The organism is Vibrio sp. 1249-1 (assembly GCF_033340495.1).
This window is the reverse complement of the sequence record NZ_JAWOWJ010000008.1, coordinates 24,469-47,573: the sequence shown is the minus strand read 5'-3', so window position 1 is coordinate 47,573 and position 23,105 is coordinate 24,469. Positions and strand designations below refer to the sequence as shown.

Annotated in this window: 18 protein-coding genes; 9 read left to right on the top strand and 9 right to left on the bottom strand. The window is 47.7% G+C overall.

The features are described from left to right. Window positions 1–48 precede the first annotated feature (48 nt). The gene (locus tag R7Z50_RS15525) at window positions 49–3,174 is read right to left on the bottom strand and encodes an EAL domain-containing protein (protein ID WP_318149142.1); all 3,126 of its coding nucleotides are present in this window, start codon (window positions 3,172–3,174) and stop codon (window positions 49–51) included. A 113-nt stretch (window positions 3,175–3,287) separates the two neighbouring features. On the opposite strand from R7Z50_RS15525, the gene asnC reads away from it, so the two are divergent. Continuing rightward, the gene (gene asnC, locus R7Z50_RS15520) at window positions 3,288–3,752 is read left to right on the top strand and encodes a transcriptional regulator AsnC (RefSeq protein WP_005389595.1); all 465 of its coding nucleotides are present in this window, start codon (window positions 3,288–3,290) and stop codon (window positions 3,750–3,752) included. Window positions 3,753–3,818: 66 nt separating this feature from the next. On the opposite strand, the gene prlC is transcribed toward asnC, so the two are convergent. Then, window positions 3,819–5,861 (bottom strand): oligopeptidase A, encoded by a 2,043-nt coding sequence (gene prlC, locus R7Z50_RS15515; protein ID WP_017635033.1) that lies wholly within the window; start codon window positions 5,859–5,861, stop codon window positions 3,819–3,821. 399 nt (window positions 5,862–6,260) lie between these two features. Here prlC and R7Z50_RS15510 point away from each other — a divergent pair, with 399 nt between their 5' ends. Beyond that, the gene (locus tag R7Z50_RS15510) at window positions 6,261–7,100 is read left to right on the top strand and encodes a 23S rRNA (adenine(2030)-N(6))-methyltransferase RlmJ (protein ID WP_005379158.1); all 840 of its coding nucleotides are present in this window, start codon (window positions 6,261–6,263) and stop codon (window positions 7,098–7,100) included. 260 nt (window positions 7,101–7,360) lie between these two features. Further along, entirely contained in the window at window positions 7,361–8,716 is a 1,356-nt protein-coding gene (gene gorA, locus R7Z50_RS15505) for a glutathione-disulfide reductase (RefSeq protein ID WP_005379157.1), read from the top strand. A gap of 81 nt (window positions 8,717–8,797) precedes the next feature. On the opposite strand, the gene R7Z50_RS15500 is transcribed toward gorA, so the two are convergent. Next, the gene (locus R7Z50_RS15500; protein WP_213970625.1) at window positions 8,798–9,703 is read right to left on the bottom strand and encodes a LysR family transcriptional regulator; all 906 of its coding nucleotides are present in this window, start codon (window positions 9,701–9,703) and stop codon (window positions 8,798–8,800) included. Window positions 9,704–9,824: 121 nt separating this feature from the next. Between R7Z50_RS15500 and xapA the strand changes: the two genes are divergently transcribed. Continuing rightward, window positions 9,825–10,649 carry a xanthosine phosphorylase gene (xapA, locus tag R7Z50_RS15495; protein WP_025793785.1) on the top strand — a complete coding sequence of 275 codons (825 nt, stop codon included), beginning with the start codon at window positions 9,825–9,827 and terminating at the stop codon, window positions 10,647–10,649. Window positions 10,650–10,754: 105 nt separating this feature from the next. On the opposite strand, the gene R7Z50_RS15490 is transcribed toward xapA, so the two are convergent. Together R7Z50_RS15490 and R7Z50_RS15485 are read right to left on the bottom strand one after the other, a co-directional pair. Then, the gene (locus R7Z50_RS15490; protein WP_005394384.1) at window positions 10,755–11,366 is read right to left on the bottom strand and encodes a bifunctional 4-hydroxy-2-oxoglutarate aldolase/2-dehydro-3-deoxy-phosphogluconate aldolase; all 612 of its coding nucleotides are present in this window, start codon (window positions 11,364–11,366) and stop codon (window positions 10,755–10,757) included. Between the two features lie 9 nt (window positions 11,367–11,375). Beyond that, window positions 11,376–12,752, bottom strand: a complete 1,377-nt coding sequence (locus R7Z50_RS15485) for a GntP family permease (protein WP_012841240.1) — start codon at window positions 12,750–12,752, stop codon at window positions 11,376–11,378. Window positions 12,753–12,905: 153 nt separating this feature from the next. On the opposite strand from R7Z50_RS15485, the gene R7Z50_RS15480 reads away from it, so the two are divergent. Together R7Z50_RS15480 and edd are read left to right on the top strand one after the other, a co-directional pair. Further along, window positions 12,906–13,430, top strand: coding sequence for a gluconokinase (locus R7Z50_RS15480; RefSeq protein WP_005478642.1), 525 nt, complete (start codon window positions 12,906–12,908; stop codon window positions 13,428–13,430). Continuing rightward, window positions 13,430–15,226 carry a phosphogluconate dehydratase gene (gene edd / locus R7Z50_RS15475; RefSeq protein ID WP_065274992.1) on the top strand — a complete coding sequence of 599 codons (1,797 nt, stop codon included), beginning with the start codon at window positions 13,430–13,432 and terminating at the stop codon, window positions 15,224–15,226. Before R7Z50_RS15480 ends, edd begins: the two co-directional genes overlap by 1 nt. A 1,246-nt stretch (window positions 15,227–16,472) precedes the next feature. Here edd and R7Z50_RS15470 read toward each other — a convergent pair. The 4 genes from R7Z50_RS15470 to R7Z50_RS15455 all read right to left on the bottom strand — a co-directional run bounded on the left by R7Z50_RS15470 (window position 16,473) and on the right by R7Z50_RS15455 (window position 19,471). Further along, entirely contained in the window at window positions 16,473–16,802 is a 330-nt protein-coding gene (locus tag R7Z50_RS15470) for an SMR family transporter (RefSeq protein ID WP_005478614.1), read from the bottom strand. Beyond that, on the bottom strand, window positions 16,799–17,203 hold the full coding sequence (locus R7Z50_RS15465) for an SMR family transporter (protein WP_005379135.1): 405 nt from the start codon (window positions 17,201–17,203) through the stop codon (window positions 16,799–16,801). Before R7Z50_RS15465 ends, R7Z50_RS15470 begins: the two co-directional genes overlap by 4 nt. A 269-nt stretch (window positions 17,204–17,472) precedes the next feature. Further along, a complete protein-coding gene (locus tag R7Z50_RS15460; RefSeq protein WP_005379132.1) occupies window positions 17,473–18,408 on the bottom strand; it encodes a LysR family transcriptional regulator in 936 nt (311 codons plus the stop codon). Window positions 18,409–18,463: 55 nt separating this feature from the next. After that, window positions 18,464–19,471 carry a substrate-binding domain-containing protein gene (locus R7Z50_RS15455; RefSeq protein WP_047103689.1) on the bottom strand — a complete coding sequence of 336 codons (1,008 nt, stop codon included), beginning with the start codon at window positions 19,469–19,471 and terminating at the stop codon, window positions 18,464–18,466. A gap of 219 nt (window positions 19,472–19,690) precedes the next feature. On the opposite strand from R7Z50_RS15455, the gene R7Z50_RS15450 reads away from it, so the two are divergent. Genes R7Z50_RS15450 through R7Z50_RS15440 form a run of 3 tightly spaced genes read left to right on the top strand, consistent with a single transcriptional unit; the run spans window position 19,691 to window position 23,104 of the window. Then, window positions 19,691–21,043, top strand: a complete 1,353-nt coding sequence (locus tag R7Z50_RS15450) for a serine/threonine-protein kinase (protein ID WP_054579532.1) — start codon at window positions 19,691–19,693, stop codon at window positions 21,041–21,043. Window positions 21,044–21,056: 13 nt separating this feature from the next. After that, window positions 21,057–22,529 (top strand): chromosome partitioning protein ParA, encoded by a 1,473-nt coding sequence (locus R7Z50_RS15445; RefSeq protein ID WP_318149141.1) that lies wholly within the window; start codon window positions 21,057–21,059, stop codon window positions 22,527–22,529. 2 nt (window positions 22,530–22,531) lie between these two features. Beyond that, window positions 22,532–23,104, top strand: coding sequence for a sigma-70 family RNA polymerase sigma factor (locus R7Z50_RS15440; RefSeq protein ID WP_005379118.1), 573 nt, complete (start codon window positions 22,532–22,534; stop codon window positions 23,102–23,104). The last annotated feature ends 1 nt before the right edge of the window (window position 23,105 follow it).

Genomic DNA, 23,105 nt, shown 5'->3' with positions numbered 1-23,105 from the left:
TATACCTAAGTTACCTATTAATGCTAGGTTGAGCTTGCTACGAAGAGGTTATACAACCGTCAGTTGCTCCACTAGCTCAGAAAGCGGCTTAGGATGACCAATACCGTAGCCTTGACCGTAGTCCACACCGAGGTCTATCAAATGCTGCATAACCTGGTCATTTTCGACAAACTCCGCCACCGTCACTTTACCTAGTTGCTTCGCCAAGTCATTGATTGAACGAACCATCACGCGGTCCATTTCATTTACGTTGATATCTTGCACGAAAAGACCATCAATTTTCACGATATCGACAGGAAGTTTCTTTAAGTAGCCAAATGAAGACAATCCAGATCCGAAATCATCCAATGCAATCATACAACCCAAAGCCTTTAGCTTGGTAAACAGCTCAATGGCTTGATCCAGATTGCTCATCGCCGCTATCTCGGTGATTTCTAAGCAGATTTTTTCACACGGCAGAGTCGAACTTTCCAATCGCTCCAATAAGAAGTCAATAAACTCTTGATTCCCCATAGATTGACCTGAAAGGTTTATCGAACAGCGACCAAGCTGTTCAACCACCTCAGGACGCTGTTCAAACCACTCTAGTGTTTGAGTAATAACCTGCTTATCAATCCAATGGGCAATGTTGTAACGCTCGGAAGCAGGGATAAACAGCGCAGGAGAAACATAATCACCGTACCCATTGCGAATACGCACCAAAATCTCAAAATACATTTGAGTCTCGTGCTTTTGTAAGCTTTTTATCGGTTGAGCAAACAGTTCTAAACGTTGATTCGACAATGCCTCATGCACCAAATTGACGCTCTGCATTTCCATCTGACGACGCTGCAACTCTTCGTTATCTAAGCTGAATAGATTATAGCGGTTACGGCCTTGCTCTTTAGCGGCGTGACAAGCAGAGTCTGCTTGAGCGTGCACCATTTGTGGCGTATCAGCGGTATGATCGATGATACGGATACCAATTGAGCAACTGATGAACAGGCGTGTGTCTTCCCAAATAAAGAGATGTTCGCTTAGTGTCGAGATGATCAGTTTGGCAATATTGATGGCGCCATATTCGTCACAGTCTTTGAGTAACACCGCAAACTCATCGCCTCCCATTCGAGCCAAGATGGAATTGTACGGCAGAACGCCTTCCAGCATACTGGCGCAGAATTGAATCGCCGCATCACCTGCATCATGCCCAACCGTATCATTGAGGACTTTTAGTTGATCTAAGTCGAGGTACAACATGGCGTGGACTCGACGATGGCTGTCCACTTCGCACAGTGCGGTCTTAAGCTCTAGTTCAAAATGGTTTCTGTTGTAAGTCCCCGTCAGTAAGTCATAGCGAGCTTGGTATTCCAATTTCTCGGAAAGCAGTTTGGTTTCGGTAATATCTTCGCCCACAATCAGTAGTTGCTCAGATTCACTCAGCGGACGAATATTCTCGCGCACCCAAACACGATGACCATTTGCATGACGATACTCGACTTCACGTCGCCAAACACCATGCACTTGCTGGTTGGGTTGCAATAACACTTGGCGAGGGAACAGCACTTTGTCATCAAAATAGAACTCCCTCAGGCGATGTCCGAGCATGTCCATCGGTTTGTAGCCAAGAAGTAGTTGAGCAAATCGATTCACTTCTTGAATTCGGTTATTACTATCAAGCGTCACCATCATCACGGGCTGCTGCTCATAATAGTTGCGTAGGGTTGACTCACGTTGGTAGAGCTTGTCCTCCATCAATTTACGACTGGTAATATCGCGCGCTTCAAACAAGTATTGCTTATGATTCCCTACTTGCTGAGAAAAAGGCTTGAGCGAAACTTCTAATACCAAGGCGCCGTGTTCTTTACTCCAAATTTCAGCTTCAAACGTCGACACTTGATGGTGAGGCGCATGGAAATACTCCTCTAGCAGCGCTTGGGCTTTCTCACTCCAGTTGGGATGAAACCAAAGTGGTCGGTCTAAACGCAGTCCTTGGTGATAAAGTAAGGATTGAAGGTGATCGTTGCCCGATTTAAGCACACCGTTGGCATCCAAAATACCCATATACTGCATGCTCTGATCGAAAATCGATTCTAGAATAGCCTGGCTTTCTCGCGCAGCGCTCTCACTTCGACGCATCCGCTGTAAATAATAACCCATCAGCAAAATGACCACCGACATCACCACAAACAGGCTACCAAACAGGCGAATTTCCTTGGCAAAACGTTCAGAAAGCTTCATTGGCTTATTAAAAAATACCGCAGAAACCTCTTGTTCAGCCCCCAATCCCCAACGCGCTACCGCTTGGTAATCGAGCTTTATTTCAGAATCACTTTTTTTCACCGCAGGCAGAGGCTGATCAGGGTTATCCAAAACGAATTCAAGCATCTCTGCGCTCTCAATACCATGCCGATAACCACTTTGAATAACCCCTCCAACTGCGCCATGACCCAAACCAATGTCATGCACCATAAACAGCGGCGCGTTTGAGACTTTGTTGACACCAACCCAGTCACGCTCGCTGCCAACCATACCTTGTTTATCTCGGTAATAGGTCCAGAACAAGACGACTTTATCGGAACTCAGTTTTGCGACTTGTTGTTTTAGATCGATAATACTGTCTGGAACAACTTGTACGATTTTGTCTCGATATTGCGGGAACTTGAGGACAAAATTGTCGATTTGATAACGCAACACCTCACCGGTCACCGAGTGGTCACTGACGATGAGAACTTGTGTGTAGTTCGGATGTAAGCGCTCAATAAGAGCGAGATTCGCTTCCAAATCGACATCTTCCATGACTCCGGTTGCATTCAGAGAACGATGTAAAGAAGGATGGTAGTTATTAATGCCGTTAAATATAACTGGGGTGTCTTTGATGATTGGGGCTAAACGCTGCATGAGTTCAAGCGCATTGTTATCGCTTACTAAAATGGCATCGAATCGCTCTTTGCGTAATTTCGTAAGATACAAGGATTTTAGTTGTGCAAAAAACTGCTCACTCTGGTTACGTTTCGAGTCTAGATAGAGCACACGCATGTCCAGCGCTCGATCGCCCAGCTGTTGCTCGATGCCTCGCTGTATGGAGTCCGTCCAGAAAAAACCCTGATGATAGGAGTGCACGACCAACACCTTCGGATCTGAGGCCGTAGCAAACGCGCTCCAACATAGCGCGGCAATAACCAGAAAACGCTGCACATTATCTCCATAGCTCGGAGTTAACCCGCAGTTACTCCTGCCAAACCTTGTGAATCCTATCCGCTATGAGTATAAAAGGGAGGTAAAACTCTATCCCTAACGGAAATCATAGTATGAATGCGAGCCTGCCGAAACTCGACGACCTTGACCGCGCAATATTAAAAACACTGATGGCTGACGCCAGAACGCCCTACGCAGAAATGGCAAAGCAGTTCGATGTCAGCCCTGCCACTATCCATGTGCGTATCGAGAAGATGAAGTCGGCTGACATCATCGAAGGAACGGAGGTGATCATCAATACCAAAAAGCTTGGCTACGATGTGTGCTGCTTTATTGGTATTAACCTCAATGCAGCTCGTGATTACCACTCCGCGTTAGAAAAACTCAACGCGCTCGACGAAGTCGTTGAAGCTTACTACACCACGGGCGCGTATAACATATTCGTCAAATTGATGTGCAAATCGATTGAAGAGCTGCAATTTGTACTGATCGACAAGCTGCAAGCCATTGATGAGGTTCAGTCCACAGAGACATTGATATCGTTGCAGAACCCGATCAACCGAAACGTAAATCCGTAAAATTTTTTATAAAAAATGTACAAAAAAGGCCAACCGTTCGGTTGGCCTTGATGTTTTTTGCTCAATTTACGCCGCAATACCCGAATGGCGCAACAGTGCATCGATTTGTGGCTCGCGGCCACGGAAGCGCTTAAACAGCTCCATTGGCTCTTCACTGCCCCCCATTTCTAGGATGTTGTTCAGGAAGCTTAGGCCCGTCTCTTTGTTGAAGATGCCTTCTTCTTCAAAGCGAGAATACGCGTCTGACGACAGCACTTCAGCCCATAGGTAGCTGTAGTAACCCGCACTGTAGCCACCGGCAAAAATATGGCCGAAGCTGTGTGAAAAACGCGCCCACTCAACCGCAGGAACTACCGCGACTTTCTCTTTCACTTTCGCCAGAGTTTCCAGTACACGCGCACCCACTTCTGGGTCATATTCGGTGTGAAGCGTGAAATCGAACAAGCCGAATTCTAGCTGACGCAAAATACCCATCGCAGATTGGAAGTTTTTCGCTGCGAGCATTTTGTCTAGCATCGCTTTCGGTAGCGGCTCACCTGTCTCATAGTGACCAGAAATGAACGCCAGCGCATCCTCTTCCCAACACCAGTTTTCTAGGAACTGACTTGGTAGCTCAACCGCATCCCAAGGCACGCCATTAATACCTGAAACAGCACCTGTATCAACTTGCGTCAACATGTGGTGGATTCCATGACCAAACTCATGGAATAGCGTCACGACTTCATCGTGCGTGAACAGTGCTGGTTTGTCGCCTACAGGACGGTTGAAGTTACACGTTAGATACGCAACCGGCGTTTGCAGCTCGCCAGATAGCGTAACGCGACGACCACGACAATCATCCATCCACGCGCCGCCACGTTTGTGTTCACGAGCGTAGAGATCTAGGTAGAAGCTGCCACGGAGTGTGCCTTCAGCATCAAAGATATCGAAAAAGCGCACGGACTCATGCCAAGTGTCTACGCCTTCGCGCTCAGTAACGGTCATGCCAAACACGCGGTTTAGCACTTCAAACAGACCGCTCACGACTTTTGACTCTGGGAAATATGGGCGCAGTTCTTCATCCGAAATTTGGAACAGGTGCTGCTTTTGTTTCTCGCTGTAGTAAGCGATATCCCAAACGTTCAGCTCTTCAACACCAAACTCACTTTTCGCAAACTGACGTAACTCTTCGACTTCACGTTCACCTTGCGGTTTCGCTCGTGTCGCTAGGTCATTCAGGAAGCCCAGCACTTGATCCGGCGTTTCAGCCATCTTTGTTGCTAACGACTTTTCACTATAAGTATTGAAACCTAGCATACGTGAAATTTCATGGCGCAGTTTTAGCTGCTCAGTAATGATTTCTGAGTTATCCCATTTGCCTGCGTTTGGACCTCGATCAGAAGCGCGCGTCACGTACGCTTCGTACACTTCTTTACGCAACTCTTGGTTATCGCAGTACGTCATGACAGGTAGGTAAGATGGGATATCTAGCGTAATGAGGTAACCATCTAACTCTTTTGCTTCTGCGGCAGCTTTCGCTGCTGCCAGCGCCGATTCTGGCATACCTGCTAGGTCTTTCTCGTCTGTGATGTGCTTGGTCCAACCCATGGTGGCATCCAGCACATTGTTAGAGAATTTAGAGCTCAGCTCAGACATACGTTTGCTGATCTCGCCGTAACGGTGCTGCTCATCGGATGGCAAACCAATGCCTGATAACTCGAAATCACGCAGTGCATCAGTGATGGTTTTCTGCTGGGCACGAGTTAACGTTGCAAATTCTTCGCTCGCTTTGATGGTTTTGTACGCTTCGTACAACCCTTTGTGCTGACCAACCCAAGTGCCGTACTCTGACAAAATTGGTAGGCAACTTTCGTAAGCTTCACGTAGCTCTTCGCTGTTCACTACCGAGTTCATGTGACCCACTGGCGACCAGATGCGGCTTAAGCGATCATCCGCTTCTTCAATTGGCGCAATCACACTGTCCCAAGTTGGGTGAGCGTTGTCTTGTAGAACTTCATCGATTTTTGCTCGGCAGTCAGCAATCGCTTGCTCAACGGCAGGCTTGATGTGTTCTGGTTTAATTTGAGAAAACGGAGGTAGGTCCGTAAACGTCAGAAGAGGATTAGACATGAATAATTCCTTTTGTGTTTTGACTCTGTGATTGCCTGTCTATTTTGTGTAGATAGGCCAACTCAATGTACAGACGAGCCAGCAACATGGATTGGGGGAGCTCCGTTCCCTTTCTCTATGCCGCGATGACCATCATATAGTCAACCAGCGCTACTCTGTCCTTGAGTCTTGTTATACCTAAATGAAATTTCACACCCTTTTGAGTGCGAGAAACTCACCTAGTTCAATTCGATTACCAATAGTAAGTGTGGGTGACTTAAAGAAATTTCAATAGCGTCCCCTTATCAGAGGAACAGATTTGATTGGAAGTTCTACATCTTTAAGTTACTTGAGTATAATACCGCCATAGAGTGAAAATCACAGACCACACTCAGCCAAAGAGTGTTTCGAGAGTTTAATTTGTTAAGTTACCGCCACAGCTTCCACGCTGGCAACCATGCCGACGTGGTCAAACACATCGTTCAAAGCCTCATTCTTGATGCGCTGAAACAAAAAGATAAGCCATTCGTTTATCACGATACCCACTCGGGTGTGGGCCGTTACGATCTGACTCACGAATGGTCTGAAAAAACGGGCGAATACAAACAAGGCATCGCACGTATTTGGGATAACCCAAGCATTCCTGAAGACATCAAAAGCTACATCGATGCCATTAAAGTGCTCAACAACGGCGAGAAGCTGCGTTACTACCCAGGCTCACCACGTGTAGCGCGCGCGCAAATCCGCCCACAAGATCGCATGGTGCTGACCGAGTTGCACCCGGCCGATCACCCATTGTTAGAGCAAGAATTCCATCGTGATCGCCAAGTGAGCATCTTCAAAGAGGACGGGTTCCAACGCCTCAAAGCAAGCTTACCGCCACAAGAACGTCGTGGTTTGGTGCTGATTGACCCACCATACGAACTCGCGAAAGAGTACCGCGATGTGGTGCGAGCGATTCATCAGAGCCATAAACGTTGGGCCACCGGTATCTACGCGATTTGGTACCCAGTGGTAAACCGTCACGACATCGAAGATATGATCGAAGGTTTGGAAGCACTCGGTATTCGTAAAATTCTGCAAATCGAGTTAGGTGTTGCACCAGATACCAACGAGCGCGGCATGACGGCATCCGGCATGATTGTGATTAACCCGCCATGGAAACTGGAAAGCCAGATGAAAGAGATTCTGCCATTCCTGCAAGACGCGATCGCACCAGCAACTGGCCACTGGAAAGTGGACTGGATTGTGCCAGAGTAAGCACTTCAGTACTGATATCTTCAAGCGCAACGACATTCTCGTTGCGCTTTTTTTATGCTCTCACCTTCTTCCTCCAATCGTGCTTATTCTTCTTTTTGTGCCTCTCATCGCTATTTGTCATAAGTATTGTCGCTTTTTCCCATTTAGGAATTAGTCGAATTCGATTTATGATAGTGGGATAACGGTGGCATTGAGTTCGGACAAGGTCATCCCAATCTATCTATGTACCAGATAAAATTTATAAGCTCTTGGAGAAAGTAATGGCGACTCATTTTGACTATATCTGTATCGGTGGCGGCAGTGGCGGCATCGCATCTGCAAACCGTGCGGCGATGTACGGCGCGAAAGTTGCGCTAATCGAAGCTCAAGACCTTGGCGGTACCTGTGTAAACGTAGGTTGTGTACCGAAAAAAGTGATGTGGCACGGCGCACAAATCGCAGAAGCAATGAACCTGTACGCAGAAGATTACGGTTTTGATGTCGACGTGAAAGGTTTCGACTGGAGCAAACTGGTTGAGAGCCGTCAGGCGTACATTGGTCGTATTCACCAATCTTACGATCGCGTTCTTGGCAACAACAAAGTAAACGTGATTAAAGGCTTTGCTAAGTTTGTTGACGAGAAAACCGTAGAAGTAAACGGTGAACATTATACTGCGGATCACATCCTGATCGCGGTTGGTGGTCGTCCTACTATTCCAAACATTCCAGGCGCTGAATACGGCATCGATTCAAACGGCTTCTTCGACCTAGCAGAGCAACCAAAACGCGTTGCGGTTGTTGGCGCAGGCTACATCGCAGTTGAAATTGCTGGCGTACTGCACGCGCTAGGTACAGAAACGCACCTGTTCGTACGTAAAGAGTCACCACTACGTAGCTTCGATCCAATGATCATCGATACGTTGGTTGAAGTGATGGACGCAGAAGGTCCAAAACTGCACACCCACTCTGTACCAAAAGAAGTGGTAAAAGAAGCCGATGGCAGCCTAACTCTGCACCTAGAAAACGGTGAAAGCCAAAACGTTGACCAACTGATTTGGGCAATCGGTCGTCACCCAGCGACAGACGCAATCAACCTAGCGTCAACCGGTGTGGCAACGAACGAAAAAGGCTACATCAAGGTAGACGAATACCAAGAAACTAACGTGAAAGGCATCTACTGTGTGGGTGACATCATGGAAGGCGGTATCGAACTAACACCAGTAGCAGTGAAAGCGGGTCGTCAACTTTCTGAGCGTCTTTTCAACAACAAACCAAACGCGAAGATGGACTACGATTTGGTACCAACTGTGGTATTTAGCCACCCACCAATCGGCACTATCGGTCTAACGACGCAAGAAGCGGAAGAGAAGTACGGCAAAGACAATATCAAAGTCTACACGTCTGGCTTTACGGCGATGTACACCGCCGTTACTAAGCACCGTCAACCATGTAAGATGAAGCTTGTATGTGCGGGCGAAGAAGAAACGGTGGTTGGTCTACACGGCATCGGTTTCACGGTAGATGAAATGATCCAAGGCTTCGGCGTAGCAATGAAGATGGGCGCAACCAAAGCAGACTTCGACTCTGTTGTGGCTATCCACCCAACGGGCTCTGAAGAGTTCGTAACGATGCGTTAATTACGCGCTAATCGCATTGCTGATTTCAGCGAATCATTTGAAAAGGTCATCTTAGGATGACCTTTTTTTGTTATCCCATGCTTAACTCGCATTTTCCAATAACGTGCGAATAAACTCGGCTTTAATAGCACTCTCCTGCTTACCATCATGAATCAGACACAAGTCTGCACGCAGTGACTCTTTCAGCTTGATAAAACGAATCCCATGCCAATGATGCTGAGAAAACGTCGACGGCACCAACGTCACGGTATTGCTGTTTGCCACATACGCCATCAAGGTGCTTGGCTCCACCACTTGTTTGCCAATATGGGGTGAAAAGCCTTCTTGCAGACAGGCATTGATGATGAAGTTTGCCGAGGCAGAATTCGCCAAACTCATAAACGCAAACTCACACGTCTTTAAATCTTGGAGTCGCAGCAAAGATTTGCTGGCTAACTCATGTTGCTCCGACACCGCCCCCACAAACACATCTTTGCCCAAAGACACCGACTGATACGGATAAATGTTGAGTGCATCGGCAAAACGTACAATGCCCACGTCGATTTTCTTCTCACTCAGATGCTTCTTTTGCGTCTCAGGGTTAAGGTCAAAAATGTCGGCGTGATAAGTGCTATGCTCAACATGGAAGCGCTGTAACAAACGATCAAATCCGCCCCAAAATGCACTACTTACCACACCAACTCGCAAGATATTTCTCTGGTTCAAACCCACTTGCTGCACTTGATTGAGCGAGACATCTAAGGTCTGAAAAATCAGTTGGCATTTGGACTCCAACAATCGTCCGGCCTCCGTTAGCATGACGTTTCTTGAATCACGCTCAAACAGTTTGACGTTAAGCACCTCTTCCAACTCTTTGATGCGATTGCTCAACGGCGAATTGGTGATATTGAGGTTCTCGGCTGCCTTAGTGAAATGCTTGGTTTGTGCGACCTCGTAAAAGTAACGCAGCATCTTCAGCGTCACGCGCTCAAATGGTTCTGACTTCATGCATTGAGTCCTAGCGAATTTCATCATCCTCTTTTTAAGGATGATAGTAGCGAATAAAGCAAAGATAACCAGCGCAGAAAGTCACACAATGGAATCAACACACAACCAGAAGGTGACTAACATGAATCACGATCCAGTAATCGGCGCGCTACAAACCATTCGCGAACGCAAACCAAACTTCCAACCTAAAGCGGCGTTTATTTTAGGCTCTGGCTTAGGCGTATTGGCAGACGAGCTACAAGACAAAGTGGTCATTCCATACGAAGAGCTCGAAGGCTTTCCGGTTAGCACCGTGCAAGGCCACTCTGGTGAGTTGGTACTTGGCACCATGGGCGGCGTAGACGTAGTGTGCATGAAAGGTCGCGGTCACTACTACGAACACGGCTCAATGAAGGTCATGACCACGCCCGTACGCACCTTTAAAAAGCTGGGCTGTGAGTTTCTGCTCGTCACCAACGCGGCAGGCTCACTTCGCCCTGAGCGTATTGATGTCGGCTCTCTGGTGGTATTTCATGATCACATCAATACCATGCCTGAATCGCCAATGATCGGTCCGAATGATGAAGAGTACGGCCCGAGGTTCTTCAGCCTCGCCAATGCGTACGACAAAGACCTGCGCGCAGAAGCGTTTGAAGTCGGAAAAGCCAATGGCATTCACCTGAATGAAGGTGTGTTTGTCTCTTACACAGGCCCCAACTTTGAGACCGCAGCCGAAATCCGCATGATGCAAATCATCGGTGGTGATGTGGTGGGTATGTCGGTCGTGCCAGAAGTGATTTCTGCGGCGCATTGCGGCTTACCCGTATTGGCAGTGTGTGCGATCACCAACATGGCAGAAGGCTTGGGAGATGTAGAATTGTCTCACGCCCAAACATTGAAGTGCGCGAAGCTAGCCGAAGCAGATTTCATTCGCTTTATTAAGCGCTTTATTAAGCATCACTTCTAAAGCTGTTTCATTCCAAAAAGCAAAAGGGTCATCAAGTAACTTGATGACCCTTTTTCGTATCACTTTTTCTAACGTTCGGGGGTATTTCGGAGCCGTTTGTGCGTTTTACTTAACTGCGCGAACCAATTCAGCAATGCCTTCCCAATCGCCGTTGTCCATCATTGCGGTTGGCACCATCCACGTACCGCCACAAGCTACAACCGATTTCAGCGCTAGGTAATCTTCCACGTTGGATGGGCTCACGCCACCTGTTGGCATGAATTCCACTGGGTAAACCGCCGTGAGTGCTTTCAGCATGTTTACGCCGCCTGATGGCTCAGCAGGGAAGAACTTCAACGTACGCAGACCCATTTCCATCGCTTGCTCAACCAAGCTTGGGTTGTTTACACCCGGTACGATAGTCACACCACGTTGCTGACAGTATTTCACTGTGGTTGGGTTGAAGCCTGGGCTAACGATAAAGTCCACGCCCGCTTCGATCGCGATATCCACTTGTTCTGTGGTCAGAACGGTGCCCGCGCCAATCAACAATTCTGGGTACGCTTCACGCATGATGCGAATCGACTCCGCCGCCGCTTCGGTGCGGAATGTCACTTCCGCACATGGTAAACCGTTTTCTACCAACACTTTTGCCAGTGGCAGAGCGTGTGCTACGTCGTTGATTGCGATAACTGGGACGATTTTTATTTCTCTTAATCGTTGTTCAAGTGTTGTCATGGGGAACCTCTAAAGAATAAAGCTTAATGTTGCGACGATAATAAACGCGATACCGCCAAGTAACGTTTCCATTACCGTCCAAGTTTTTAATGTGGTTTTCTCATCCATCTCAAGCAGACGAGATACCAACCAGAAACCAGAGTCATTGAAGTGAGACAGTACCGTTGCACCACCCGCAATCGCGATTACGATAAAGCAAAGGTCGAGCTCACTCAAACCTGTTGATGCTGCCACAACTGGCGCGATAAGAGCCGCCGTAGTGGTTAGCGCTACGGTTGCCGAGCCTTGAGCAACACGCAGACAAGTTGAAATCACAAACGCCGCCACAATCACAGGCATACCTGTGTCTGTAAGAACGTCAGCCAGTGCATCACCAATACCGCTTGAGCGCAGTACGCCGCCAAACATGCCACCTGCACCCGTTACTAGGATAACACCACAGATAGGAGCCAATGACTCACCACATAATTTTTCTAGTTTTGCCATGCCGTAGTCTTTGGCAAACACAGCCAGACAGACAATCAAAGTGATCAGCAACGCAACTGGGGTTTTACCTAGCATACGTAGGAACTCAACCAGTGCCGTTTTACCATCAATCACACCCGCAACCGCCAGTGTGTTCAATACCGTATCCAAACAGATTAGCAGGACTGGCAGCACAAGGATGGTCATAACCGTGCCAAATTTTGGTGCGTTGCGCTCATCCACCATCGCTTCGCCATTAAAGAAGGCTTTAGATAGTGGGATATCGAATTTTTTGCCCGCGTACAAACCAAATAGGTAAGCGCCAAGGTACCAAGTTGGAATAGCAACCAGAATACCCACCACCAATAGCAGACCGATGTTTGCGCCAAGGAATTCTGCCGCTGCAACCGGACCTGGGTGTGGTGGAACAAACGCGTGCATAACCGCAAAAGCACCGGCAGCAGGCAACGCGTATTTAATTGGTGAGCCACCAAAACGAGCCGCCACACTTAGGATGATTGGCATCATCACTACAAGGCCTGCATCGAAGAAGATTGGGAAGCCAAACAGTAATGAAGCGACGCCCAAAGCAAATGGTGCGCGCTCTTTACCAAAGCGACCAATCAAAGTGTCTGCCAGCACTTTCGCACCGCCAGTCACTTCAAGAATTTTACCGATCATCGCACCAAGACCAACCAGCAATGCCACGGAAGCCAGCGTGCCGCCGAAGCCGCCCATCATGGTCGATACGACTTTCTCTGAAGGAACGCCAGTGGCGATTGCCGTACCTAAACTCACCATAGTAAGAGAAGCAAAAGCATGGACTTTCAGTTTAATGATCAGAACGAGTAACGCTGCAATGGCAAGGCCTGCAATCGTCAGTAGGAACGTAGGATCTGGGGCTTGGGTTAATTGCTCCATAGGTTCACCTTTAAGAATTATTGTTTGTGTTATGGTTCACATTTATTTCAGTTACCGGTAACATGTTACCGATAACATTAATAAGATAAACCCATATTTTAAAGTGAATTCAAAAATTGAGATCACGCGCAAATTTGGTTATGAGGATAAGTTATGGCTGGTAGTAGTGTCATCGTTATGGGCGTTTGTGCTAGTGGTAAAAGCACAATTGGTGAGCATCTAGCGAAAAAGCTAGGGCGTAAATTCATTGATGGTGATGATCTTCATCCACGAGCGAACATTCAGAAAATGGCATCGGGCCAGCCTCTGAACGATGATGATCGCAAGCCATGGCTAGAACGCATTCGTGATGCGGCGTACAGCCTAGAAAGCAAAAACGAACACGGCATTATTGTCTGTTCAGCACTGAAAAAGATTTACCGCGATCAGATCCGCGAAGGCAACGACAACGTGACCTTCCTGTTCCTTGATGGCGATATGGAGTTGATCCTTAATCGCATGCGTATGCGCAAAGGCCACTTCATGAAAGAAAACATGGTGAAGAGCCAATTCGAGACGCTAGAGCGCCCAGACAACGAGCCTCAAACTCTGATCATCAGTATCGACGGAGACATCAGCGACGTGGTGGAACGCTCTGCCGCTGAGCTAATCAAAATGCAAGCGATCGAGGTGGCGTAATGACTCACTCTGTTGTTCTTGAGGTCACACAACGTTTGACCGAGCGCAGCCGTGAAGCGCGCGCTGCGTTTCTTGCTCGCACCGAAGTGCAAACCGAAGCTGGCAAAGGCCGTGTTGGTTTATCTTGTGGTAACTTAGCCCATGCAGTCGCCGCTTCTTGCTCTTCTGAAAAGAAAAATATTCTCGATTTTACTCATGCCAATGTCGCGCTGATCAGCGCCTACAACGACATGTTGAGCGCCCACCAGCCGTACCAAGACTACCCAACGCAAATCAAACAAGTGCTGGCGGACTACGGCCATACAGCGCAAGTCGCAGGTTGTGTGCCAGCGATGTGCGATGGGGTGACTCAAGGTCAAGCAGGCATGGATATGTCGCTGTTTTCGCGTGACTTAATTGCTCAATCAACGGCGTTGTCTTTGAGTCACAATGTCTTTGATGCCACATTACTGCTTGGCATCTGTGACAAAATCGCACCGGGGCAACTGATGGGCGCGCTGTCTTACGCTCACCTACCAACGGCGTTTGTGCCAGCGGGTCTGATGGCAACAGGCATCAGCAACGAAGAGAAAGTCGACGTGCGCCAAAAATACGCAGCGGGAGAAGTCGGCAAAGACGCTCTGCTGGATATGGAGTGTCGCGCTTACCACTCTGCGGGTACGTGTACGTTTTACGGCACCGCCAATACCAACCAGTTGGTGTTCGAAGCCATGGGCTTGATGCTGCCAGGTTCAGCATTCATTCATCCCCATACCCAACTGCGTAAAGCGTTAACCGATCACGCGGCTCTGAAAATCGCCTCAATGACGGCGGGTTCTGCACACTTCCGTCCGTTGGCAGAAGTGGTCACAGAAAAGAGCTTGGTCAACGGCATCATCGCTCTACTCGCATCTGGCGGCAGTACCAATCACACCATTCATATGATCGCCGTGGCGCGTGCTGCTGGCATCTTGCTCACGTGGCAAGACATCAGCGATCTGTCGGATGTGGTTCCTTTATTAGCGCGCGTTTACCCGAACGGCCCAGCCGATATGAACGCGTTCCAAGACGCGGGGGGCGTGCCAGCGTTATTGCACCGCTTGAACGAATCCGAGCTTTTGCATCGCGATGTGAAACCCGTGTTTGGTGAATTTGAAGACCAGATAACGCTACCGAGTCTTGTCGATGGACAACTGACTTGGACACCGTGCCAAGGCAGCCAAGACGGTGACGTGATCGCCAAACCGGATGCCACTTTCCAAAATACTGGCGGCACTCGCGTATTGACTGGCAACTTAGGCAAAGCCGTGGTGAAAGTGTCTGCGGTGAAAGAAGAGCAACGCGTGATTGTGGCACCAGCGATCGTATTCCAATGCCAACACGAAGTGGAAGCCGCATACAAACGTGGCGAGCTGAACAAAGACTGCATCGTTGTGGTCACACACAACGGCCCAGCGGCAAACGGCATGCCTGAACTGCATAAACTGATGCCAATCCTCGGCAACGTGCAGAAAGCGGGCTTTAAAGTCGCGCTAGTTACTGACGGTCGTTTATCTGGCGCATCAGGTAAAATTCCGTCTGCGATTCACGTTTCTCCAGAAGCCATTCGTGGTGGCGCGATTGGTTTGGTGCGCAACGGTGATTTGATTCGTCTGGATTGCCAAACGGGTGAACTGAACAACTTAAGCGACACCACTGGTCGCGAGTTGATTCATTTCGATACCGAATCGACCCAACAAACTTGGGGACGAGGTCTGTTTAGCGTGATCCGCCAAAACGTATCGAGTGCAGAAGAAGGCGCAAGCTTTATTGTTTAAGGCGAGAAGAAAGACCTCGTCGTTCCGACGAGCCCAAGCAAGATCAGGAATTTAATATCAACGTGCTGTGAAGCCAGAGAAAACTCCTCTGCCACAGCACTTTTTGTTGGTAGATTCTGAATCACGCTCGTCCCTCGCTGTTCAGAATGACGAGCGTTGGGATTGGCCTCGGTTCTTTTTAAAAATGAATGAGTCCGTCATTCCGACGAGCCTAAGCAAGATTAGGAATCTACTATCAACGTGCTGTGAAGCAAGAGAAAATCCCCCTCTGTTACAGCACTTTTTGTTGGTAGATTCTGAATCACACTCGTCCCTCACTATTCAGAATGACGAGCTTTGAGATTGGCCACCGCTATTTCTAAAAACGAATGAATCCGTCATTCCGACGAGCCTAGGCGAGATCAGGAATCTAATATCGACATGCTATGACGTCAGAGAAAACTCCTCTGCCACAGCACTTTTTTGTTAGTAGATTCTGAATCACGCTCGTCCCTCGCAGTTCAGAATGACGAGCTTTGGGATTGGCCACCGCTCTTTCTAAAAACGAATGAATCCGTCATTCCGACGAGCCTAAGCGAGATCGGGAATCTAATATCAACGAGCTGTGAAGCCAGAGAAAACACCTCTGCCACAGCACTTTTTGTTGGTAGATTCTAAATCACGCCCGTCCCTCGCTGTTCAGAATGGCAAGCTTTAGGATTGGCCTCGGTTCTTTTTAAACAAATGAATCCGTCATTCCGACGAGCCTAGGCGAGATCAGGAATCTACTATCAACGTGTTGTGAAGCTAGAGAAAACCCCTCTTCCACAGCACTTTTTGTTGGTAGATTCTGAATCACGCTCGTCCCTCGCTGTTCAGAATGACGAGCTTTGGGATTAGCCTCAGTTCTTTCCAAAAAACGAATGAATCCGTCATTCCGACGAGCCTAGGCGAGATCAGGAATCTAATAGCAAAATGCTGTGAAGCCAGAGAAAACCCCTCTTCCACAGCACTTTTTGTTGGTAGATTCTGAATCACGCTCGTCTCTTGCTGTTCAAAATGACGAACTTTAGGATTGGCCTCTGTTCTTTTTAAAAATGAATGAGTCCGTCATTCCGACGAGCCTAGGCGAGATCAGGAATCTAATATCAAGGTGCTGTGAAGCCAGAGAAAACCCCTCTTCCACAGCACTTTTTGTTGGTAGATTCTGAATCACACTCGTCTCTTGCTACTCAGAATGACGATATCTAGCATTCATTAAATTACATCAAGCGGTCTTCATCACCACGACGGCAGCAATCACCACAAAGATACCAAACCAGCCGATTGGCTTGAGTTTCTGCTTAAACAGCAAGGCTCCACCCACTGCGGTACCCAAGATACCGATCGCACCCCAAGAGGCATAAGCAATGGCTAAGTCGATCTCTTTCACCGCTTGTGCCAACAGCGTGAATGCTGTCAGTACCAACACAATCGCCGCAATGCCCCAGCCTTTATATTTAAAACCTTTTGAGCGTGTCAGCGCCATATTGGCCATGATATCGACCAAGGCAGCCATCACGACAAATCCAAATGACATCGTAAAAAATTGACTCATGATTCGCACCTTGTACTAGTAGAAAATGAACGTTCTTTTGCCGGTTTATCGGCATTTTTCTTGGCGTTAGGTTGACCATGTGATTCCCCTAAGGTCACACACACAATGCCAACAACGGCTAACATCAAACCAAACAACTCTTGATGGTTTAAGTTGGCATCAAAGGCGATGATCGACACCACGGTGATCAACGAGATACCTAACCCTTCCCAGACAGCGTATGCCACACCGATAGATATTTTCTTCGCGGCAAACGCGAGAAAGTAGTAAGAGATTGCGATCAGCACATACATTACGATGTAGCCCCACCACCCGTGCCCTTGTCCGATAAGAGACATAGTGCTGGTGCCAGCCACTTCGGCAACGATGGCGAGCAATAAAAATAGACGTGCAACTAGCATGATTAATCCTCCATCAGAAATTAAAAAAATGCATAACGGAGAATGGTGAATGCCACGTACCTGTATCGACATTCAAAAAGTTAAAAAGATAAAAATGAGCCACTTCTCCTGACTATTTGAGATAAGGTTAGCGCTGGGTAGGAAAAAGAGACAGGTAATTGAGATATTCATTTTTGAATATCTTAAGAAATAAGTTGTCTATGTAATCACACAACATTGATAAGGTTAAAGCATCTGCTCTCTCATTCAGCTGATGCCATCAGGTGACGTCACTGCGTAAAAATCAGCGGCGTATTGAGGGTTTGTCGCACCACTTTATGTAGGTGTCTGTGCAAAGGATGGTTGCGGTTGGTTTGAAGGAAACCGCCAGAGACCACAAACTGACTGAACTCACGATTAACGGGTGGCATTGCGTAAGAGGCGAGTTCTGGCATCAACAATGCCGAGCTTTGACTGGCATACATAATCGCGTCGGTTTCTTGCAACATTTGGCAAGCCAAACGCAAATTATAGGACTTCAGTAACACTACTGGCTCATAACCCATACGTCGATACTCGGACTCCACGGTACAAAGCGGTTTATATGATGCAGGCGCAGGCAAAGAGACGAGTGGTAGTTTGGACACCGTGTCCCAATCATTGCTGACTTTCGACAACGTTGGGTGGTTTTTGCGCGCCAAAATCACTCGTTTTTCAACGAATAACGGGCGCATGTAAATGTCTTTCGACAGCTCGGTCTCTTGGTCAAGAATGCAGTAATCGTGCTCGCCTTCTAACATTTCATCGTGCGAGTAAGTATTCCAGCTGGAAAAGGCAAAGTGCGCTTTGGGAAAGGCTCGATGACAGCCAGTGAGCAGTCGCTGCCCTTGTTCATCCATCAAATAAGGGTCAGTTACAATCGCAATCTGCCCTTGGTATTGCAGTGGGTCGAACACTTCAAATTCTTGCACCACTTTTTCCAGTGGTGCAACCATATTGTCGAACTCGGCGGCGAGACGAATCGCCATGGGTGATGGCTCTACCCCATGTGCTTTACGCACAAAAAGCGGGTCATCAAACACTTGCTTCAACTTCATCACGCCGCGGCTGGCGCTCGGTTGAGAAATGCCAAGCTGCATTGCGGCCAGCTTGATGCTGCGGTTTTCCACCACGGCTTTTAATAAACGCATTAAGTTGAGATCCAATGCATCCAGCTGATGTGCCATACCCTAACCTACCAATACCATTGATGAGCGAATACAAAGAGCAGTTAACAATTAGTTAAACACTCTCTCCCGACGTGATCTGATACCCCATATCGAAGACTTTTTCTTCTTGCGTTTCGCCTTTCAGGCGCGCAATTAATAGCTCTGCGCTCTTTACACCAATTTGGAAACGCGGCGTATCAACGCTGATCAGTTTCGGGCTGATGGTTTGACCGATATCCAGCGCGTTATAGCCCGCCACTGCCAATTGCTGTGGAACTTGAATGCCACGTTGCTGCGCACTCAGCATGGTGCCAATTGCGATGTCATCGTTGGTACAGAACACCCCATCGAGCGTTGGGTGCGTTTCCAGTGCGCGTTCGAGCAAATCATGCGCTAAAGAAAAACTAGAATGATCACCAGTTAATACATGTTTGGGTTCTAGCCCTGCTTCTGTCATCGCGCGATCGTAACCTTGCATCCGCAATTTGGTTCGCGTATCCAGACGCGCGCCAAAATAGACGATTGTACGCTTCCCCGTATCTAGCATCTGCTTAACCACGGTGTACGACGCATCTTCATGATCGAGTCCAACCGCCATATCAATCGGCTCCGATGGCAGTTCCATGGTTTCGACCACCGGAATGCCCGCATTTTTGATCATCTGTAATGTACGCGGCGTGTGATGGCTTTCAGTTAGAATAAGCCCATCGACTTGATAAGAGAGTAATGACGCGATCTTGCGCTCTTCTTCAAGCTCATCGTAGCTAAAATGCGCTAAAAGCGTCTCATAGCCATTGGCTTTGGTCACCATCTCTATGCCCTGAACAAAGGAAGCAAAAATTTGGTTGGACAAAGACGGCAGTAAAATACCAATGGCTTTACTGGAGGACTTTGACAACATCGCCGGTGCACGGTTTTCGATGTAACCCATCTCTTCAATCGCAGTCGCAATCTTGGCCCGAGTCTTTTCCGCCACCGATTCAGGGTTACGCATGTAGCGTGAAACGGTCATCTTCGTGACGCCAACCTGGTCTGCGACATCCTGCAATGTCGTACGAGTTTTCTTATTCTGTTGAGCCATAAATATGTGATTTATCAGTAATGTTACAAGTAACATTATGACGAATAGACTCTCTGCCGACAAGCTCAGTAAAAATAATTCGCAAAATCATGACGTTATTACTCCACTAGCCATCAAATTGCGTTTCATGGATTGTGAATCAAAACCGAATAAATAAATGACATTTATATCAAAGTTCTTATAAAATGCCGTACCTAAAAGAATAAGACATTAGTCACAGTGCAGTTAGGCTCTAGCGAAACCCAGATTTACTACCACCTGCTTGATCTGGACGACTCCCAAAAGCAGCAATACCTCCAAGCATTGCAACGAAGTCAACCTGAGCTGTATCGACAACTCGTTCCTCTTTTAGCCGACGAGACACCGGAAGAACAACTAACGCAGTTACTTTATTTTGGTGCTCATCAGGCTACGAACCAAGACGTCGATCTAAGCGGAGAAATCATCAGTAAGTACCGCCTAACTCATGAGTTGGGGCGTGGTGGCATGGGTGTCGTATACGCAGCTCTACGTGCAGATGAAACGTTCGAGCAAGATCTGGCTATCAAGTTTATTCAAAGCAATTTGAGCAATGTGTTAGGGCAACGCGCACTCTTCGATGAAGCTCAACTTCTCGCGCGTCTAAACCATCCTTACATCGCGAAAGTGTTTGACGGCGGTCTCCATCAAGATTCGGTTTACATCGTGATGGAGCGGGTGTTTGGTCAAACTTTGGATGAGTATCTATCTGAAAATAAGCTAGAAAAAACGGAGAAGCTGCTGTTGTTTAAGCAGATCTGCCAGGCGATGGAGCACGCCCACCAGCACCAGGTTTTGCATGCCGATCTAAAACCAGAAAATATACTGATTGATCGTAGCAAGCGTCCCAAGCTGCTTGACTTCAACTTGACTCAAAAAGCGCACTCCAACCGAGAAGATTCACCCTCAGCGCTGATTGCGTTTAGCCAAAATTTTGCCAGCCCAGAGCAGCAAGCAGGACTGGTTCTAACAGAGCAAAGCGACGTGTACTCCTTGGGCAAAATTCTCGCTTTGATGTTTCCATCACCAACAATTTGGTCTGATGTTTACTGGGTGATAAGACGCGCAACGCGTCCTGCCACTCAAATGCGATATACCGATGTTAGAGCATTGCGCATTGATATCGAACGAATTATCGAACGCCGTCCAATCGAGCAGAAAAAAAACTGGCCATTGTATAGCGCCTTTCGCTTGGTACAGCGACGTCCCCTTGCTTCGGTATTGTCAGGCATCATTGTGCTCTCTGGTGTGTTATTTGGCAGCGCCATGATGCAAAAGAATATCCAGCTGCAACAAGAGAAGAAGATTGCAGAAGATATGATGTACGAAATGACTCGCCTCATCTTCCACGCGAAGGGGCAAAATGTCGAACATCTCTCAGTGAACTCCATGATGGAGTTAACACGAAGGCGGATACTCTCTAACCCAGATATCCCCAAACATATAAAACAAAAAATGTTGTTGGCGATGATGACACCGGTGCCAGAGAAGCACCTAACTACACCAATGAGTTGTCAGCCAAATTGTGCGTCTAAGGACAGCACCAACCAATAAGGCTTAAAACAAGATGTATACACGTTCAGTGGTATTTTGGCTGTCTGCATTGGCGGCTACGTCCACGTTGGCAGCAGACGTTTCAGCTGCCACTTCACACCCACCAGCTTCAACCTTGAAGCAAGGCTACTTTATCGACGCCCCAGTGACTGGCCTGTATTACAAAACCAGTTCCAATATCACTGGCGTCACTCAGCAAGGAGCATTTCATTACCAACCCGGTGATGTAATTAGCTTCTTCCTTGGTAACGATGATAAAGGTTATCTGCTGACGACCTTATCAAGCCAAGAAGTGCTGACGCCGACGATGGCGACAACCAAACCTAGCCGCAGCATCAATATGACGCGTCTGCTGCTTTCTCTCGACAGCACGCCTGAGAATCGTGAGGAAATTGTCCTAGCAAACCGTGTGCTGTCTGATCCTCACTTTCAAAGCCAGCTCAAAGGCCTTGATCTCAATTACCTGGATGACGCTAAACGCTACCTCAATCTCGATTGGGTATCTGTCAATGAGGCGATTGAGCACCTAAACGAAAGCCAGCAGTACATTGAAAAAAATTTTTCCTCTGATGAGATCATTTTTGAACCTCGCGACATGACGTTCAAAAACATCGTCATCAAAAAGAAGGATTGGCAAGGCCGCGCTTGTGCTTACGATCTACGCTATCAGCATCATCCCAAATATCGTCCTCCTATTGGTGAAACTCGATTCACCATCACCAAAGACTCATTGATTGAACACCCAAGCATTGGCGATCATTTTCAAGGCTGCTTCCTCTCGATGAAACGCCCTATCACGGAAGATGTCGTCGAACCGATAAGCAAGTTTGCGGATTGGTTTAATATCGTTGGTTGTTCAATCACAGGGTGCACCCGCAACGACTTGAATGGCTTCTCTCTCGAAGACTTCGATGATGAAGGCGACTGGAAGTACCGCTCCGTTGCCCTCAATTTTGATCCGAGCACCGAGTTATTGATGGAAAAAGTACAAGGTCTCGGGCGTAAAAAAAACATCCAACACAATAACCGCACAGAAATGCTCTGGTTTACGTATCCCAATACTAGCGAACACGACATTGACTACCTCGGCGTGTGGCAGCAAACCGAATACCACCAACAGTCCATGACACAATCGTGCCTATTGATGCACCACCAACAAGTCATGCGACTGCCGCAAAATACGGACACCTGCCCAACCGATACAAGCCTGTACACCCAAGATGTTACCCGCGAATTTGCCGACATGTGGTGGGTCAACAATAGCGCTCCCAAAGCCGAACTCGCGCAAATGAACGTCATGGTACGTTGGTCAACAACCCCATCCGAAATCAATTACACCACCTGGGAATACTTGCCAGCTGGTGCAACTTGGGAGCAAGGCATTTTATATCGCTATCAACAAAATGTTCTGCGCAACCAAGACGGTTCCGATCGCATTGAAACCCACACCATTTCTGAATTTGTCAAAGTGAGCGAGGATGTATAACCATGGCAACAGCAGTAGCACTGACACAAATCATTCAACAATGGCAATCTGGTGATAAACGAGCTGAGAGCGAACTCTATCAGTTTGCTTATTTACAGTTGCGTAAGATCGCCCAACACGAGCGTGAACGAAATGCAGAAAAGTACGGCACCGACAACAAAGTATTGGCAGACAGCGTCAACAGCACCACGGCATTAATTCATGATGCTTACCTGAAAATGTCCAACTGCGACATGAGTGAAATTGAAACAAAACGTGATTTCTTTTTGATGGCCGCCAAAGTGATGCGTCAAATCTTGATCGATAACGCACGCTCGCACCAAGCACAAAAGCGTCAACACATTACATTGATGAGAGATGAAGAAGATCGTTTCGAGCAATTGATTATCATGGATAAAGCTCTGGATAGTTTCAGTAGCCGCTATCCACGCCAATCGAGCGCACTCAAACTCAAGTATTTAATGGGCATGAAAAACCAAGAAATCAGTGAGCTACTCGAGTGCAGCGCAAGCCTGATAGAGAAAGACCTCAAATTCTCTCGCAGTTGGCTACAATCACGAATGGCGCACACGTAAT